Genomic DNA, 17,081 nt, shown 5'->3' with positions numbered 1-17,081 from the left:
CGTTAACCGAAGCGATCAAAATGAGTCGCGCCGGATTGGGCCAGGATCGCAAGCCTGTCGGTTCCTTCCTGTTTGCCGGCCCAACCGGCGTCGGTAAGACCGAGGTCACCGTGCAACTGGCGAAGGCGTTAGGCATTGAACTGCTGCGTTTTGATATGTCGGAGTACATGGAGCGTCATACCGTCAGCCGCTTAATTGGTGCGCCTCCGGGCTACGTCGGCTTCGATCAGGGCGGTCTGCTGACGGATGCGGTTATCAAGCATCCGCACGCGGTGGTGCTGCTTGATGAGATTGAAAAAGCGCATCCGGACGTGTTCAACCTGCTGCTTCAGGTGATGGATAACGGCATGCTGACCGATAACAACGGCCGCAAAGCCGATTTCCGCAACGTGGTCGTGGTGATGACCACCAACGCCGGCGTGCGTGAAACGGAGCGTAAATCTATCGGTCTGATCCAACAGGATAACAGCACTGATGCGATGGAAGAGATCAAGAAAATCTTCACGCCGGAGTTCCGTAACCGTCTCGACAACATTATCTGGTTCAAACACCTTGATACTGAGGTGATCCATCAGGTTGTGGACAAGTTCATCGTCGAGCTTCAGGCGCAGCTGGATGCGAAGGGCGTGTCGCTGGAAGTCAGCGACGAAGCGCGTGACTGGCTGGCAGCGAAAGGCTACGACAAAGCGATGGGCGCGCGTCCGATGGCGCATACCGTGCAGGAAAGCCTGAAGAAACCGCTGGCTAACGAGCTGCTGTTTGGTTCGCTGGTGGACGGCGGTTCGGTCTCTGTCGCGCTGGACAAAGAGCAAAATCAGCTAACGTATCACTTCCTCAGTGCTGAGAAGCGCAAAACGGAAGGCACGGTTCACTGATAACGCGTTAAACCTGCTCAACAAAAAGGCCGGAAATTCCGGCCTTTTTTTATGGGCGCAGCGGCGAAAGCGGCAGCGCGAATGAAAGCATATTAACGACTGCGGAAGACAATGCGGCCTTTGCTCAGGTCGTACGGGGTCAGCTCTACAGTGACTTTGTCGCCCGTCAGGATGCGGATATAGTTTTTACGCATTTTACCGGAGATATGAGCGGTAACCACGTGTCCATTTTCAAGCTCTACGCGGAACATGGTGTTAGGTAACGTATCCAGTACGGTACCCTGCATTTCAATATTGTCTTCTTTGGCCATCGAATCCTCTGGGTGTCACAACCTTGGTTTTAAACCGGCAAGATAATGCCGAATTCCAGGTATTATGTAAACAATTGTTGGTGGTTTCACCAGCATTAACGCCTCTGCGTCAGACAGGCACAGAGGCGTTTACGTTAAAACTGTGTCGTATTTTGGTGTCAGGGTGGGGGGAATTGCGGACAAAGCGTGCTCGCTTAAGCGCGTTATGAAATCGGATAAAGTGCGTTAATATTCCCGGCCAGTCCGGGCCTGCCACAGTAGGGCTCAGGGCGGACGACATACCAAACGGGCATTATTATATCACCCTTATCGGGCTTTGCGTGTAAAACATTGTTCCGCTGCGCTAAAAAAGCGTCTGTTGCTGCCAGCACCCTTCGGCAACCGGCCTTTGCGCCAGCTTATGAACCTGCCTGAGATAATCCACGCGCGCGATCTCTTCCGCGCCGAGCGAGGCGGTATGCGCATTTAATACCTGACAATCTATTAGCCTGCCGCCCTGACGCCGGAAGTAGTCGCTGAAAACCAGCACGGCCGTTTTCGACGCGTTTTCACAGCGGCTGAACATCGATTCCCCGCAAAAAATTTGCCCCAGCTCAAGCCCATACATGCCACCGACCAGCTCTTTTTCAAGCCACACTTCAACCGACTGAGCGTGTCCCGTGTCAAACAGCTGTAGCCAGGCTCGTTTAACCTCCGGTGTGATCCAGGTGCCTTCAGCGCGATCGCTGGCGCAGCCTTCAATCACCCCGTGGAAATGTTGATTGAGCGTGACCCGATACGGCGAGCGCTGATGAAAACGCTTCATGCTGCGGCTGAGATGGAATTTTTCCGGGTAGAGCACCGCGCGCGGATCGGGCGACCACCACAAAATAGGATCGCCCGGCGAAAACCAGGGGAAAATCCCCTGCTGATAAGCGTTAAGCAGACGCGGCGGGCTCAAATCCCCGCCCATTGCCAGCAGGCCGTTTGGCTCGCGCAGGGCCATTTCCGGCGGAGGAAAATTGATTGAATCCCGTGAGAGTTGGATCAGCCGCATGTTGAAAATCTCAGTCGTATGAGAGCTATGACTATAGCGTAAACCGCTGATGAAAATACCAGTAGCGTCCGCGTTTTGCGATTAACTCAGCATGATTTCCCTGCTCAAGGATCTGTCCGTTATCCATAACGCAAATTTTATCGAAGTGGTGCAGCCCCTGAAGACGATGCGTCACCATGATCAGCGTTTTGTTTCTGGCAACCTCGCGCAGCAGCGACAATATATGGCGCTCGGTTTCCGCGTCGAGCCCCTCTGTGGGCTCATCCAGTAACAGAAGGCTGCCGTCGTGGAGCAGTGCTCGGGCAAGTGCCAGACGGCGCAGTTCGCCGCCGGAAAGCTGCCTGCCGCCTTCGCCCAGCCACGCATTCAGTCCCTGGCGATCCTTGAGCAGCGTCTGAAGGCCAACCTGCTGAAGCACCTCGCACAGCTGCGCGTCGCTGCTGGCGGGCGATGCCAGCAAAAGATTATCGCGCAGCGTGGCGCTAAACAGATGCACGCGCTGCGTCACCACGCTGGTGGCGGCGCGAAGCGAGGCTTCATCAATCTGGCTCAGGGGCCTGCCGTTAAGCAGGATTGCTCCGGCCTGTGCGTCCCGGCCGCGGGTTAACAGCTGAAGCAGGGTTGATTTTCCGCAGCCGGTGCGGCCGAGTAGCGCAATGTGTTCGCCGCGAGCGACGTCGAGGGTGAAATGATGCAGGGCCGCGTTGCCCGCGTCGTAGCTAAAGCTGACGTCGCGCAGCGACAGGCTGACGCTGGCTAAATCCCCGCTACGCCCCCCGGGAAATTGCACCGCCGGCGTCTGAGAGAGAATCTGCGTGATGCGCCGGGCCGAGGCCATCACCTGCCCAAGGTGCTGAAAAGCGCCGCCGACCGGCGCAAGTGCTTCAAACGCCGCCAGCGTACAAAATACGAACAGGGCAATCAGCGCGCCGGGCTGCGTTTGTGCGCCAACGCCGCCCGCCGCCAGCCACAGCATCAACACCAGGGTGCAGCCGGTGATAATAGTTAACAGCGCAACAGAAAAACCGGAAAGCCCTGCCTGCCGCTGTTGCGCCTGCAACCACTGCGCTTCTGTTTTGTCCAGCCTGGCGCGGAAGTCGGATTCTGCACCATACAGCGTCAGTTCCGTCTGCCCGCGTAGCCAGCGGGTGAGCTGTGAACGATACTCGCCCCGTAGCCGGGCAATGGCTTCGCCTGCGGGCCGTCCCGCACGATAAAACAGCGGCGGCAACAGCAGTATGGTCAGCAGCATGATACCGCCCAGCGTCAGGGCCAGCGGCATATCGAGCCAGCTCAGGCCGACGGTGACCACAACCGTGACCAGCAGCGCGCCCGCCAGCGGAGAGATCACGCGCAAATAGAGGTGATCGAGGGTATCCACGTCCGCCACCAGACGATTAAGCAGTTCGCCCTGTTGATAGCGGCTCAGGCCCGCAGGCGACAGCGGCATCAGCTTACTGAAGGTGAACACGCGCAGGTGTTCCAGCACCCTGAAAGTGCCGTCATGGCTGACCAGACGCTCAAAATAGCGTGCGGCGGTGCGAATAATGGCCGCGCCGCGTACGCCTGCGGCAGGCAGCATATAATTGAAGGTGTAGAGTCCTGCCAGGCCCGCCAGCGATGAGGCGGCCAGAAACCAGCCTGACAGCGTCAGCAGGCCAATACTGGCCAGCAGGGTGACAATCGCCAGCACTATCCCCAGCGAAAGCCGCCAGAGGTGACGTCGATAAAGCGCTAAAAAAGGCGCCAGAACCTTCATTGAATAGTCTCCTGCCGGTGCGTCATCAGGGTGTTAAACGCGCCGGGCCGTTGTGAAAGCTGCTCATACGTTCCCTGTTGAATAATTTTGCCTTCACGCATCAGCCACACCTCGTCCCACTCATGCAGACGGTCGAGCTGATGGGTTATCAGCAGGGTGGTTTGTTGGAAAGAGGCATCCAGCAGCGCCTGATTGACGTGTTGCTCGCTGCGGCGGTCAAGGCTGGCGCCCGGTTCGTCGAGCAGCAGTAGACGGCAGGATTTATAAAGCGCACGCGCCACGGCAATGCGCTGCGCCTGGCCGACTGAAAGATTGCCCGCCTGCTCGCCGATTTTGCTGTCGAGGCCATTGGACAAGTCAGGCAAAAACTCTGCAACGCCCGCCTGCTCAACGATACCCTCGAGCCTGCTGCCGTCTTCTGTGCCGTTCATCACGATGTTCTCACGCAGCGTATCAGCAGGCAGATGTGGATTCTGCCCGACCCAGGCAAGCTGTTGCTGCCAGAAGGACGGCGAAATATCGCGCAGTTCGACGCCGTTAATCTGTAATGATCCCTGATAGGGAAGATAGCCAAGCAGCACGTTGAGCAGTGAGGTTTTCCCCGCGCCGCTTTGACCGACCAGCGCCACGCGCCTGCCGGGCGCAATGTGAAAATTCAGCGGCCCCGCCAGCACGGTTCCGCCGACGCTGGTTATGGTCAGGTTGTCAGCGTGAATTGACATGTTCGCGTCAGCGTTAAAAGTTTGCCTGCCCTGACGGATCGGCGAGGCGATTTCTGCATTAAGAAACGCTTCAAGCGCTTCCGCGCCGCCCACCGCCTGCGCTTTGGCATGATAAAACGCGCCCATGTCGCGCAGCGGCTGGAAAAACTCAGGTGCGAGGATCAGCGCCAGAAAGCCGGCGAAGAGCGTGACGCCAGCGCCGTAATGACCAAAATTGAGTTCGCCAAGGTAGGAGAATCCGAAGTAAACCGCCACCACGGCAATCGACAGCGAGGCAAAAAATTCCAGTACCGCGGAGGAGAGAAACGCGAGCCGCAGCACGTCCATCGTTCGTTGACGAAAATCCTGCGAGGCGCGCTGAATATGTACGCGCTCCGCTTCCCCACGGTGAAACAGGCGAAGCGTTTCAAGCCCCTGTAAACGATCGAGAAAATAGCCGCTGAGGCGCGCCAGCGCTTTAAAATTGCGTCGGTTGGCATCGGCGGCGCCCATACCCACCAGCGCCATGAATAACGGGATCAGCGGAGCCGTTGCCACTAAAATCAGCCCGGCTGCCCAGTTAACAGGGAACAGCGCCAGCAAAATTGCGCAGGGAATAAATACCGCCAGCAGCATCTGTGGCTGATAACGCGCATAGTAATCCTGCATGTCGTCGATCTGTTCCAGCAGCAGCGTTGCCCAGCTTCCGGCGGGCTTACCCTGGATCCACGCCGGGCCAAGCGCGTTCAGCCTGTCGAGCACGGTGCGCCGCAGCGCCTGACGAATAGCGCGCCCGTATTCGAACCCGACTTTTTCGCGCGCCCATGCCAGCAGCGCGCGCAGCAGAAAACAGGCCAGCAGCAAAGCGAAGGACGTGAGCAATTCGGCGCGCGGCGTGCCTGCGACAATCAGCGCCTGAAGCAATGAAGCCAGCAGCCAGGCCTGACAGACAATAAGCAGGGCGCTGAGCATGCCCAGCACTTTCGTCAACTGTAACCAGCGTTTACCCTGCGAGCTCTGACTTTTTAACCAGCGAAGTAGCTGTTGCTGCCGTGTTCTGTCCATCATCTACCGGTAAGCGGGAAGCCGTTCCTGATTTGAACGGAGGAGAAAGTGGCTAATGGTACAATGAGGCAAATAAAAAGGCGACCTGTTGCGGCCGCCTTGGGGAAGGTTGATACATCATTTTAACAACTTAGCTATCGTTTTTAACTAATCCGTCCAGATAGCGCTCCGCATCCAGCGCGGCCATACAGCCGGTGCCTGCGGAGGTGATCGCCTGACGATAGATATGATCCATTACGTCGCCTGCGGCAAAAACGCCAGGAATGCTGGTTTGCGTGGCGTTGCCTTGCAGACCCGAATGCACTTTGATATAGCCGTTTTCAAGCGCAAGCTGACCGTTAAAAATGGCCGTATTAGGGCTGTGGCCGATAGCAACAAACAGACCGGCAACCTCCAGCACTTTTGTCTGCTGATCGTCACGAGTGGCGCGCAAGCGCAGGCTGCTGACGCCCATCTGATCGCCCATAACCTCTTCCAGCGTGTGGTCAGTATGCAAAACGATATTGCCGTTACGCACCTTGTCCATCAGACGATCGATCAGGATTTTCTCTGCTCTGAAGCTGTCGCGGCGGTGGATCAGATGCACTTCTGAAGCAATGTTTGCCAGGTAAAGCGCTTCTTCGACGGCGGTATTGCCGCCGCCGATCACCGCCACTTTTTGATTGCGATAAAAGAAGCCATCGCAGGTTGCGCAGGCGGAGACGCCGCGGCCTTTAAAAGCTTCTTCCGACGGCAGACCCAGATAGCGTGCGGAGGCGCCGGTAGCAATAATCAGCGCATCGGCGGTGTATTCCGCGCTGTCGCCGGTCAGGCGGAAGGGACGATTCTGCAAATCCACCGTGTGAATGTGATCGAAAATGATTTCAGTATTGAACTTCTCGGCGTGCTCCTGCATGCGCTCCATCAGCAGCGGACCGGTTAAGTCGTGAGGATCGCCGGGCCAGTTCTCTACTTCAGTGGTGGTGGTCAACTGGCCGCCTTTTTCCAGCCCGGTAATCAATACCGGATGCAGATTAGCGCGCGCAGCATAGACGGCAGCGGTGTAGCCTGCTGGACCGGAACCCAGAATGAGTAATTTACTGTGTTTGGCCGTGCTCATGAGCCCCTCTTTTTTAATCGGTTATTGTTTTCGATTGTAAGGAATTTACCCTGGCAAAAAAAGTATTGTGCGATTTTGTTAACGATGGGTGCAAAAGGGTAAACCAATTTCCTATCGTGCCACGATGGGGAGCGGTGCGCCACCAGCGTGCATACAATGATGTCTGATGGTGCAAAAAGGTAAAAATATTTATTTAAAAACAGTCGGGAAGGGATGTATCTGGCACGTTGTACTGATTTAAGCTGTTTTGCTTTGACAATCGGCTGATGTTTTGCGAAAACAGTCAGTGAAGCGGAGCGTATTCAGGCAATTCGGGCAGGTTTCTGGCATGCGCGAGTCTTCAGGCCGAATAATCTCAGTCTGTCATTGGTCATGACGCATGCGGCGGACAGGCAGCATGCGTCATACGGATGGGCGTGTTAATCGCAGCAGGCGTTAGTCTTCACCTAAACAACCCTGGCGCATCAGGGTACGGCAGGTAAAGGGATAGCATTAAGAGAGACAATAATAATGGTAGACAATAAAAAACGACCCGGTAAAGATCTCGACAGAATTGACCGTAACATTCTGAATGAACTACAAAAAGACGGACGAATTTCTAATGTCGAACTGTCTAAACGGGTAGGGCTGTCGCCGACGCCTTGTCTGGAGCGCGTGCGTCGCCTTGAAAGGCAGGGATTTATACTGGGCTACACCGCGCAGTTAAATCCGCACTATCTGGATGCGTCATTGCTGGTCTTCGTTGAGATTACTCTGAATCGTGGCGCGCCGGATGTATTTGAACAATTTAATGCCGCGGTGCAAAAACTTGAGGAAACTCAAGAGTGTCACCTTGTTTCCGGTGATTTCGACTATCTGCTTAAAACGCGCGTGCCGGATATGTCTGCCTATCGTAAACTGCTGGGCGAAACCCTGCTCCGTCTGCCGGGCGTCAACGACACCCGCACCTATGTGGTGATGGAAGAAGTGAAGCAAAGTAATCGCTTAGTGATTAAAACGCGCTAAAAGAGGGCAGGTGCAATTGCTGTCAGATTTCGGTACACTCCTGTGAATTCATACAGGTTCAGCGTCGGCAACGTCCGGCGCTGTTGCCTTCATAGTTTACAGGCACCTGGAGAGAACTCTTGAGCCAGGAATACACAGAAGATAAAGAAGTTTCCCTACAGCCACTGAGCAGCGGGCGTCGCCTGCTGGAAGCGCTGTTGATCATTGTCGCTCTTTTCGCCGTCTATCTGATGGTCGCGTTGCTGAGCTTCAATCCTTCCGATCCAAGCTGGTCGCAAACCGCCTGGCATGAACCTATCCATAATCTGGGCGGCGGCATTGGCGCCTGGCTGGCCGATACGCTGTTTTTCATCTTTGGCGTGATGGCCTACGCCATTCCTCCGGTCATACTTGGCCTGTGCTGGATAACGTTCAGGCAGCGCCATTCACAGGACTATATCGACTATTTCGCCGTCTCGCTTCGGCTTATCGGCGTGCTGGCGCTGGTGGTGACCTCCTGTGGGCTGGCAGCACTGAATGCTGATGATATCTGGTATTTTGCCTCCGGCGGCGTTATCGGCAGCCTGATCAGCAGCGCGATGGTGCCGTGGTTTAACGGCCCCGGCGGCACGCTGACGCTGCTCGTGGTATGGGCGGCGGGCCTGACGCTCTATACCGGCTGGTCATGGTTGACCATTGCCGAGAAGATCGGCGGCGCGGTAATGGGCGTACTGACCTTTGCCAGCAACCGCTCCCGCCGCGACGAACGCTGGGAAGAAGACGAAGAAGACGAAGAATACGTTGATGACGCTGAACCGCTTCTGAAACCGTCCACTGAAGACGATCCGCTGTTGGCCGCACCGAAAAAAGCGCAGGACGATGACGTTCTGTTAGCTGCGCCGCCGCAGACGCACGATGTGCCGGTTGCGCCCGCGCAGATGCCAGAGGATGACGTTCTGCTGACCAGACCGCAGCCGGACAGCGTAAAGGTCTCGCCTGAAGCTGCGCCAGTCGAAAGCGTTATTTCGCCGACTATCGCCCCCGTTGACGAGAAGCCCGAACTTTACCGTTTTGACGTTCCGGCAGAAACGCCAGCGCCTTCTGTTCCCGTAAAAGCAGAAGAAGACGATGCGCCCCGTATGGGGAACTGGCGCGACGCCGCATCCGCGTCGCCATTTGATTTCTCAACGGCGGCCGCCTCGCAGCCTGCTGACATCATCAGTAACGCTGCCGACCTGAATGATACCGCCAGCGTCGCCGCCGCCTCTGCCGCAGCCATCACCTTTATGCCTGCATTCAGCGCGACCAGTGAAGAGAGCAATCCGCAGGTCAAGAAGGGGATTGGCCCCTCTCTGCCACGTCCGAATCCGGTTAAGCTGCCCACGCGGCGCGAACTGGCATCGTATGGCATCAAATTACCTTCCCAACGCGTAGCCGAGGAAAAAGCGAAAGAAGCAGAACAGCGTGCGCCGGTTGCGCCCGCTAACGTCAATGATGCCGATGCGCTGGAAGAAGCACACCTGCGCGAGGCCTTTATGGCGCAGCAGCAGGCACGCTATGGCGAAGAAGTGTCGGCTCCTGACGACGATGCGCTTCAGCAGGCCGCGCTGGCTCGTGAATTTGCCGCTCAGCAACAGCAGCGTTACGACGACGAAAAAGCGGCCGAAGCGCCCACTTTTTCGCTGGATACCGCTGGCGCGTTCGACTTTTCACCGATGGACGATTTGGTGGACGATGGCCCAAGCGAGCCGCTGTTCACGCTCCCGGCGGCGCCGGAAGCGGATGCCGCGCCTCTCGCAGCGCAGCAAACGCAATGGCAGCAGCAGCGCCCTGAGCCTGCGCCACAGCAGCCGGCCGCCGTACAGCCCGAGGCGCCGAAACCGCCAGCGGCCGATAGCCTGTTCCATCCTTTTCTGGTTCGCCATGAGCAGCCGCTGGAAAAACCCACCACGCCGCTTCCCACGCTGGATCTGCTCACCGCGCCGCCGGTTGAGGCGGAGCCGGTTGATGAGCTTGCGCTGGAGCAAACGGCCCGCCTTGTTGAGGCGCGGCTGGCAGATTATCGCGTCAAAGCCGAAGTGGTCGGCATTTCTCCTGGCCCGGTGATCACTCGTTATGAGTTGGATCTTGCGCCGGGCGTGAAGGCCGCACGTATTTCAAATCTTTCCCGCGATCTGGCCCGTTCGCTTTCTGCCGTGGCGGTTCGCGTGGTTGAAGTCATTCCCGGTAAGCCCTATGTCGGCCTGGAGTTGCCTAACAAACATCGTCAGACCGTTTACATGCGCGAAGTGCTGGAGTGCCCGAAGTTCCGCGACAATCCGTCGCCGCTGTCGGTGGTGCTGGGTAAAGATATCGCCGGACAGCCGGTTGTGGCCGATCTGGCGAAGATGCCGCACCTGCTGGTCGCGGGTACCACTGGCTCAGGTAAATCGGTCGGCGTTAACGCGATGATCATCAGCATGCTGTATAAAGCCACTCCGGAAGAGGTGCGCTTTATCATGATCGATCCGAAGATGCTTGAGCTGTCGGTTTACGAAGGCATTCCTCATCTGCTGACCGAAGTTGTTACCGACATGAAAGATGCGGCCAACGCGCTGCGCTGGAGCGTCGGCGAGATGGAAAGGCGCTATAAACTGATGTCGGCGCTCGGCGTGCGTAACCTTGCCGGTTATAACGAGAAGGTGGCGCAGGCTGAGGCGATGGGCCGTCCGATCCCGGATCCGTTCTGGAAGCCGGGCGACAGCATGGACGCCACGCCGCCGGTACTGGAAAAACTGCCTTACATTGTGGTGCTGGTTGATGAATTTGCCGATCTGATGATGGCGGTGGGTAAAAAGGTTGAAGAGCTGATTGCGCGTCTGGCGCAGAAGGCGCGTGCGGCGGGTATCCATCTGGTGCTGGCGACGCAGCGTCCGTCGGTGGATGTGATTACCGGCCTGATCAAAGCCAACATTCCAACGCGCATTGCCTTTACCGTATCCAGCAAAATTGACTCGCGCACCATCCTTGACCAGGCGGGTGCGGAATCACTGCTTGGGATGGGCGACATGCTCTATATGCCGCCAAATTCCTCAATGCCGGTGCGTGTTCACGGCGCGTTTGTACGCGACCAGGAAGTTCATGCGGTTGTGCAGGACTGGAAAGCGCGCGGTCGTCCGCAGTATATCGACAGCATTACCGCCGGTGAAGAGAGCGAAAGCGGCGGCGCGGGGCTGGATGGCGACGAGGAACTCGATCCGTTGTTCGATCAGGCGGTGGCCTTTGTGGTTGAAAAGCGTCGCGCGTCTATCTCCGGCGTGCAGCGTCAGTTCCGCATTGGCTATAACCGTGCAGCACGTATTATCGAACAGATGGAAGCGCAGAGCATTGTCTCTTCGCCGGGTCACAACGGTAACCGCGAGGTGTTGTCTCCTCCGCCGCATGAAATTAGCAGATAAGAGAGTTTTACTGCCGCTGACGGGCCGGATTTATCCGGCCCGTTGATTTTTTGCTTCATGACACCCATAACCTCTTATATTGCCAGCGTCATTCAGCGTAATCTTCTGTTGAAATGGCGCTGGCCTGGCTACAGTTATCGACGAATGCGCCCCCGCTATCGGGATAAAAGCGTTTTAAAAAGGATGCCGTAATGAAAAAACTACTGATGTCATGCTGTATGATTGCCGCTTTTTCTTCTGCCAGCGTTCTGGCGGATGCTTCCTCTGATTTGCAGCAGCGCCTGGATAAAGTCAAAACGTTCCATGCCAGCTTCACGCAGAAAGTCACCGACGGCGGCGGCCAGTCGGTACAGGATGGCGAGGGTGAACTGTGGGTTAAGCGTCCTAATCTTTTCAACTGGCACATGACCGCGCCGGATGAAAGCGTCATTATTTCCGACGGTAAAACGCTGTGGTTTTATAATCCCTTTGTCGAGCAGGTGAGCGCAACCTGGCTGAAAGACGCGACAAGCAATACGCCTTTTATGCTGATTGCCCGTAACCAGAACAGTGACTGGAAACAGTACAACATTAAACAGCTTGGCGATAACTTTGAGCTGACCCCGAAAGCGGCCGATGGCAACCTGAAACAGTTTACGATAAACGTTTCTTCTAACGGCACCATCAACCAGTTCAGTGCGATAGAGCAGGACGGTCAGCGCAGCAGCTACACGCTGAAAAGCCAGCAGAACGGTGCGGTCAGCGCGGACAAATTTCAGTTTACGCCGCCCAAAGGCGTGACGCTGGACGACCAGCGTAAGTGAGGTTTGCGTGAGTAACCTGCCACTTGATTTTTCCCATAATGAATTCCAGCCACTGGCCGCGCGAATGCGGCCACGTACGCTGGCGGAATATATCGGTCAGCAGCATCTGCTGGCGCCGGGTAAGCCGCTGCCGCGCGCTATAGAAGCGGGGCATCTGCATTCGATGATTTTGTGGGGGCCGCCGGGCACGGGGAAAACGACGCTGGCGGAGATCATTGGTCGCTACGGCCAGGCCGACGTGGAGCGCATTTCGGCGGTCACGTCGGGAGTGAAAGAGATCCGCGAAGCCATTGAGCGCGCGCGGCAGAACCGCAATGCGGGACGCCGCACCATCCTGTTTGTGGATGAGGTGCATCGCTTCAATAAAAGTCAGCAGGACGCGTTCCTGCCGCACATTGAGGACGGCACCATCACCTTTATTGGTGCCACCACTGAAAATCCCTCCTTTGAACTGAATTCGGCGCTGCTCTCACGCGCGCGCGTTTATCTGCTGAAATCCCTCACCAGCGACGATATCGAAAAGGTGCTGGATCAGGCGATGAACGACGGCGAGCGGGGCTACAACGGCGGCGACATCGTGCTGCCGGAAAACACGCGCCGGATGATTGCCGAACTGGTCAACGGCGACGCGCGACGCGCGTTGAACACGCTGGAAATGATGGCCGATATGGCCGAGGCAGACAGCAAAGGCAAGCGTGAACTGACCCCCGCACTGCTGAATGAAGTGTCCGGTGAGCGCAGTGCCAGATTCGATAACAAAGGCGACAGGTATTACGACCTCATCTCTGCGCTGCATAAATCCGTGCGCGGCTCTGCGCCAGACGCCGCGCTCTATTGGTACGCACGCATTATTACCGCAGGTGGCGATCCGCTTTACGTGGCGCGTCGGCTGCTGGCGATTGCCTCGGAAGACGTCGGCAACGCGGATCCGCGCGGCATGCAGGTGGCAATTTCCGCCTGGGACTGTTTCACCCGCGTCGGGCCGGCCGAAGGCGAGCGGGCCATTGCGCAGGCGATTGTCTATCTTGCCTGCGCGCCGAAAAGCAACGCCGTTTATACCGCTTTTAAAGCCGCGATGCGCGACGCGCGCGAAAAAGCGGATTTCGACGTGCCTGAACACCTGCGAAATGCGCCCACAAAATTGATGAAAGAGATGGGCCTGGGCGCAGAGTATCGTTACGCACACGATGAGCCTAACGCCTATGCGGCTGGAGAGGATTACTTTCCGCCTGAGATGGCCTTCACCCGATACTACCAGCCGACCGCACGCGGGCTGGAGGGCAAGATTGGTGAAAAGCTCGCCTGGCTCGCTGAACAGGATCAAATTAGCCCGACAAAACGCTATCGCTAAAAGTGGCGTTGCGGTAAGGTTAGTAACGAATTCAACGCATTCGCGGTGCGAATGCGTCCCCTCATTTAATCACTCAATTTTATAAGCACAGGACAAGCATGCTCGATCCCAATCTGCTGCGTAACGAGCCAGACGCAGTCGCAGAAAAACTGGCACGCCGGGGCTTTACGCTGGATGTTGATACGCTGCGCGCTCATGAAGAGCGTCGTAAAATTTTGCAGGTGGAAACGGAAACCTTACAGGCCGAGCGTAATTCACGATCCAAATCTATCGGCCAGGCGAAGGCGCGTGGGGAAGATATCGAGCCATTGCGTAAGGAAGTTAACGCGCTGGGTGAGCGTCTGGATGCGGCCAAAGCCGAACTGGATACGCTGCAAAATGCCATTCGCGACGTTTCGCTGGCCATCCCGAATATCCCGGCGGACGACGTGCCAATGGGAAAAGACGACAGTGAAAATCTGGAAATCAGCCGCTGGGGCGAGCCGAAAAAATATGATTTCGCCGTCCGCGATCACGTTGAACTGGGTGAAATGGCCGCTGGCCTGGACTTTGCTGTCGCAACCAAACTGACCGGTTCGCGCTTTGTGGTAATGAAAGGGCAGGTTGCGCTGATGCACCGCGCGCTGAGCCAGTTCATGCTCGATCTGCACACCGAACAGCACGGTTATCTGGAAACCTACGTGCCCTATCTGGTGAACCATGCTTCGCTGTACGGCACCGGCCAGCTTCCGAAATTTGGCGAAGATCTCTTCCATACACGTCCGCTGGAAGAAGAAGCATCAAGCAGTGATTACGCGCTGATTCCGACGTCCGAAGTGCCGCTGACCAACCTTGTGCGCGATGAGATCCTGGAAGAGGAGCTTCTGCCGCTGAAGTTTACCGCCCACACGCCCTGCTTCCGCTCTGAGGCGGGTGCCTATGGACGCGATACGCGCGGCCTGATCCGCATGCACCAGTTCGACAAAGTCGAAATGGTGCAAATCACGCGGCCTGAAGAGTCAATGCAGGCGCTTGAAGAGCTGGTAGGGCATGCTGAAAAGGTGTTGCAGCTGCTAAATCTGCCTTACAGGAAAGTGCTGCTGTGTACCGGCGACATGGGTTTTGGCTCCACAAAAACTTACGATCTGGAAGTCTGGCTGCCCGCGCAGGATACCTACCGTGAAATCTCCTCCTGTTCAAACATGGGCGATTTCCAGGCGCGCAGAATGCAGGCTCGCTGCCGTACCAAAACCGAGAAAAAACCGCGTCTTGTTCACACGCTGAACGGTTCCGGCCTGGCGGTGGGGCGTACGCTGGTGGCAGTGCTGGAAAACTATCAGCAGGCCGACGGCCGTATCGCGGTGCCGGAGGTATTGCGGCCCTATATGAAAGGTCTGGCGTTCATCGGCTAGCCATCATGAGCCATAAATCAGACCCGCCACCCGGCGGGTTTTTTTATGGGCGGTTTGCATAATCTAAGAAAAATAAATGTTATCGAAAGGAAGCGAGGCGAAACGCCTAAAAGCTTCATTTATCATTAACATAAACCCGCACAATGCCGCTTCGCTTTGCTCTGTAACCCTTTGTAGATAAAAAAATTAAATCGATCGCCAGCAAATTGTGCTGCGTCTGTTTTTCGCCCGTTGACTTTACGGTTACCGGTGGCATTATGCGCGCAAAATCTTTCCATTTTGGTTATTTACTGATTATGTCCGCCTGGTCCCGTCCTGTCATTCTGCTGCTCTGCGGCATGTTATTAATGACAATTTCTATTGCCGTGCTTAACACGCTGGTGCCGCTCTGGCTGATACATGATGCGCTTCCGACCTGGCAGGTCGGCGCGGTCAGTTCGTCATATTATTCAGGGAACCTGTCTGGCACGCTGCTGGCTGGCTGGACCATAAAACGGCTTGGCTTTAATCGCAGCTATTATCTCGCTTCCTTCGTTTTTGCACTCGCCACGGCAGCGCTGGGGCTGGAAGAGGGCTTTTGGGCATGGACGCTATGGCGTTTTGCTGCCGGAACGGCCTGTGCGCTGATTTGGGTGGTGGTGGAAAGCGCATTACTGTGCAGCGGTACGGTACGCAATCGCGGGCAACTGCTGGCAGCCTACATGATCGTTTATTACCTTGGTACGGTCGCCGGACAGTTGCTGGTCAGCCGCGTCTCAACGGAACTTCTGCATGTGCTTCCCTGGGTTACCGCTGTGGTTATTGCCGCGATCCTTCCGCTGATCTTTACCCGCATCACCGCACAGGGCGATGAGGAAAATGCCGCGCCGGGCCGTATGTGGCCGATGCTGCGCCGCCGCAACGCGCGCCTTGGTATCAATGGCTGCATCATATCCGGCATTCTGCTCGGGTCACTGTACGGGCTGATGCCGCTCTACCTTTCGCATCAGGGCATGAGTGACGCCACGGTAGGTTACTGGATGGCGCTGCTGGTCAGTGCTGGCATTGTCGGGCAGTGGCCGGTAGGACGTCTTGCAGACCGCTACGGCCGCCTGCTGGTGCTGCGCGTACAGGTGTTTGTGGTGATTATTGGCGCGATCGCCATGCTGAGCAACGCCGCGATGGCGCCCGCGCTGTTCGTGCTGGGTTGCGCAGGGTTTACGCTCTATCCGCTGGCGATGTCATGGGCCTGCGAAACGGTGGCGCATCATGAACTGGTGGCGATGAATCAGGCGCTGCTGCTCAGCTATACCGTCGGCAGCCTGGTCGGGCCTGCAATGACCTCCATGCTGATGCAAAACTATTCCGATCGGGTACTTTTTGTGATGATTGCTGCGGTTGCCTTGATCTATCTGGTGATGCTGATGCGTAATGCCGGTAAACACGCGACGCCAATGGCTCACGCCTGATAACGGCAGAGGTAAAAAAGGCGCCGGATGGCGCCTTTTTGCATTTCAGTACATCACTTTGTGGCCATAGCCTTCAAGGATGCCTTTTATTCTGTCCATCGTCTCGGCCTTTGGTGGATGGATACCGTCCAGCTTGTAGTCTTCACCCATTGCGATCCACTTGTGCTTGCCCAGTTCGTGATAGGGCAGCAGCTCAATTTTTTCCACGTTGCCCATATCACGGGTAAACTCGCCCAGGCGATGCGCCGAATCATCATCATCGGAATAACCCGGCACCACCACGAAGCGGATCCAGGTACGGATTTTTTTCTTCGCCAGGTAACGGGCGAAATCCAGGGTGCGATGATTGGATACGCCCACCAGAATCTGATGAATATCATCATTGATCTGCTTGAGATCCAGCATCACCAAATCGGTCACTTCCAGCAGTTCATCGATTACCGGATCGTAGCGACGCACAAAACCATTGGTATCCAGACAGGTATTGATGCCTTCCGCGTGACAGGCACGAAACCAGTCACGCACAAATTCAGCCTGCAATATTGCTTCGCCGCCTGACGCAGTGACGCCGCCGCCAGAGGCGTTCATAAAGTGGCGATAGGAAACCACGTCCTTCATCAGCTCTTCAACGGTAATCTCTTTGCCGCCGTGCGTGTCCCAGGTATCACGGTTGTGGCAGTAGAGGCAGCGCATCAGGCAGCCCTGAAAAAAGGTGATAAAGCGGATGCCGGGGCCGTCAACGGTCCCGCAGGATTCAAACGAGTGAATACGACCTGTAACTGACATTGCGATGAATTCTCCACGGTAGAGCCTGCCATTCG

Annotated in this window: 12 protein-coding genes and 2 pseudogenes; 8 read left to right on the top strand and 6 right to left on the bottom strand. The window is 56.4% G+C overall.

The window, feature by feature from the left end; all coding sequences use genetic code 11:
- Positions 1 to 875: AAA family ATPase (locus tag GS12_RS15340; RefSeq protein WP_034948571.1), on the top strand; the 875-nt coding region annotated here is incomplete at its 5' end.
- A 92-nt stretch (positions 876 to 967) separates the two neighbouring features.
- Here the strand turns inward: GS12_RS15340 and infA are convergent.
- The 5 genes from infA to trxB all read right to left on the bottom strand — a co-directional run bounded on the left by infA (position 968) and on the right by trxB (position 6,846).
- Positions 968 to 1,186, bottom strand: a complete 219-nt coding sequence (gene infA, locus GS12_RS15335) for a translation initiation factor IF-1 (protein ID WP_002211347.1) — start codon at positions 1,184 to 1,186, stop codon at positions 968 to 970.
- A 343-nt stretch (positions 1,187 to 1,529) separates the two neighbouring features.
- Positions 1,530 to 2,222 (bottom strand): leucyl/phenylalanyl-tRNA--protein transferase, encoded by a 693-nt coding sequence (gene aat / locus GS12_RS15330; RefSeq protein ID WP_034913768.1) that lies wholly within the window; start codon positions 2,220 to 2,222, stop codon positions 1,530 to 1,532.
- 31 nt (positions 2,223 to 2,253) lie between these two features.
- Positions 2,254 to 3,981, bottom strand: coding sequence for a heme ABC transporter ATP-binding protein/permease CydC (gene cydC, locus GS12_RS15325; protein ID WP_034948563.1), 1,728 nt, complete (start codon positions 3,979 to 3,981; stop codon positions 2,254 to 2,256).
- Positions 3,978 to 5,747, bottom strand: coding sequence for a heme ABC transporter permease/ATP-binding protein CydD (gene cydD, locus GS12_RS15320; protein WP_034948568.1), 1,770 nt, complete (start codon positions 5,745 to 5,747; stop codon positions 3,978 to 3,980). Before cydD ends, cydC begins: the two co-directional genes overlap by 4 nt.
- 130 nt (positions 5,748 to 5,877) lie before the next feature.
- Positions 5,878 to 6,846: a thioredoxin-disulfide reductase gene (gene trxB / locus GS12_RS15315; protein ID WP_034913774.1), complete on the bottom strand. Its 969-nt coding sequence runs from the start codon at positions 6,844 to 6,846 to the stop codon at positions 5,878 to 5,880.
- A gap of 510 nt (positions 6,847 to 7,356) precedes the next feature.
- Between trxB and lrp the strand changes: the two genes are divergently transcribed.
- The 7 genes and pseudogenes from lrp (at position 7,357) to GS12_RS15285 (ending at position 16,260) form a co-directional block, all read left to right on the top strand.
- Entirely contained in the window at positions 7,357 to 7,851 is a 495-nt protein-coding gene (gene lrp, locus GS12_RS15310) for a leucine-responsive transcriptional regulator Lrp (protein WP_006118610.1), read from the top strand.
- Between the two features lie 230 nt (positions 7,852 to 8,081).
- Positions 8,082 to 8,483, top strand: a pseudogene (locus GS12_RS25325) (DNA translocase FtsK 4TM domain-containing protein); the annotation flags it as partial.
- Between the two features lie 780 nt (positions 8,484 to 9,263).
- A pseudogene (locus GS12_RS25320) lies at positions 9,264 to 11,267 on the top strand (DNA translocase FtsK); the annotation flags it as partial.
- A 191-nt stretch (positions 11,268 to 11,458) separates the two neighbouring features.
- On the top strand, positions 11,459 to 12,070 hold the full coding sequence (gene lolA / locus GS12_RS15300) for an outer membrane lipoprotein chaperone LolA (RefSeq protein ID WP_034948558.1): 612 nt from the start codon (positions 11,459 to 11,461) through the stop codon (positions 12,068 to 12,070).
- Between the two features lie 7 nt (positions 12,071 to 12,077).
- Entirely contained in the window at positions 12,078 to 13,421 is a 1,344-nt protein-coding gene (locus GS12_RS15295; protein WP_034948555.1) for a replication-associated recombination protein A, read from the top strand.
- A 98-nt stretch (positions 13,422 to 13,519) separates the two neighbouring features.
- Complete coding sequence (serS, locus tag GS12_RS15290; protein ID WP_034913788.1) at positions 13,520 to 14,812, top strand: serine--tRNA ligase; 1,293 nt, start codon at positions 13,520 to 13,522, stop codon at positions 14,810 to 14,812.
- A gap of 296 nt (positions 14,813 to 15,108) precedes the next feature.
- Entirely contained in the window at positions 15,109 to 16,260 is a 1,152-nt protein-coding gene (locus GS12_RS15285; protein WP_034948567.1) for an MFS transporter, read from the top strand.
- A gap of 45 nt (positions 16,261 to 16,305) precedes the next feature.
- On the opposite strand, the gene pflA is transcribed toward GS12_RS15285, so the two are convergent.
- Entirely contained in the window at positions 16,306 to 17,046 is a 741-nt protein-coding gene (gene pflA, locus GS12_RS15280) for a pyruvate formate lyase 1-activating protein (RefSeq protein ID WP_034913790.1), read from the bottom strand.
- Positions 17,047 to 17,081: the final 35 nt, after the last annotated feature.

The organism is Erwinia oleae (assembly GCF_000770305.1).
GTDB classification, from domain to species: Bacteria; Pseudomonadota; Gammaproteobacteria; order Enterobacterales; family Enterobacteriaceae; genus Erwinia; species Erwinia oleae.
The sequence above is the reverse complement of the archived record's forward strand: the minus strand, read 5'-3'. Positions and strand labels throughout refer to the sequence as shown.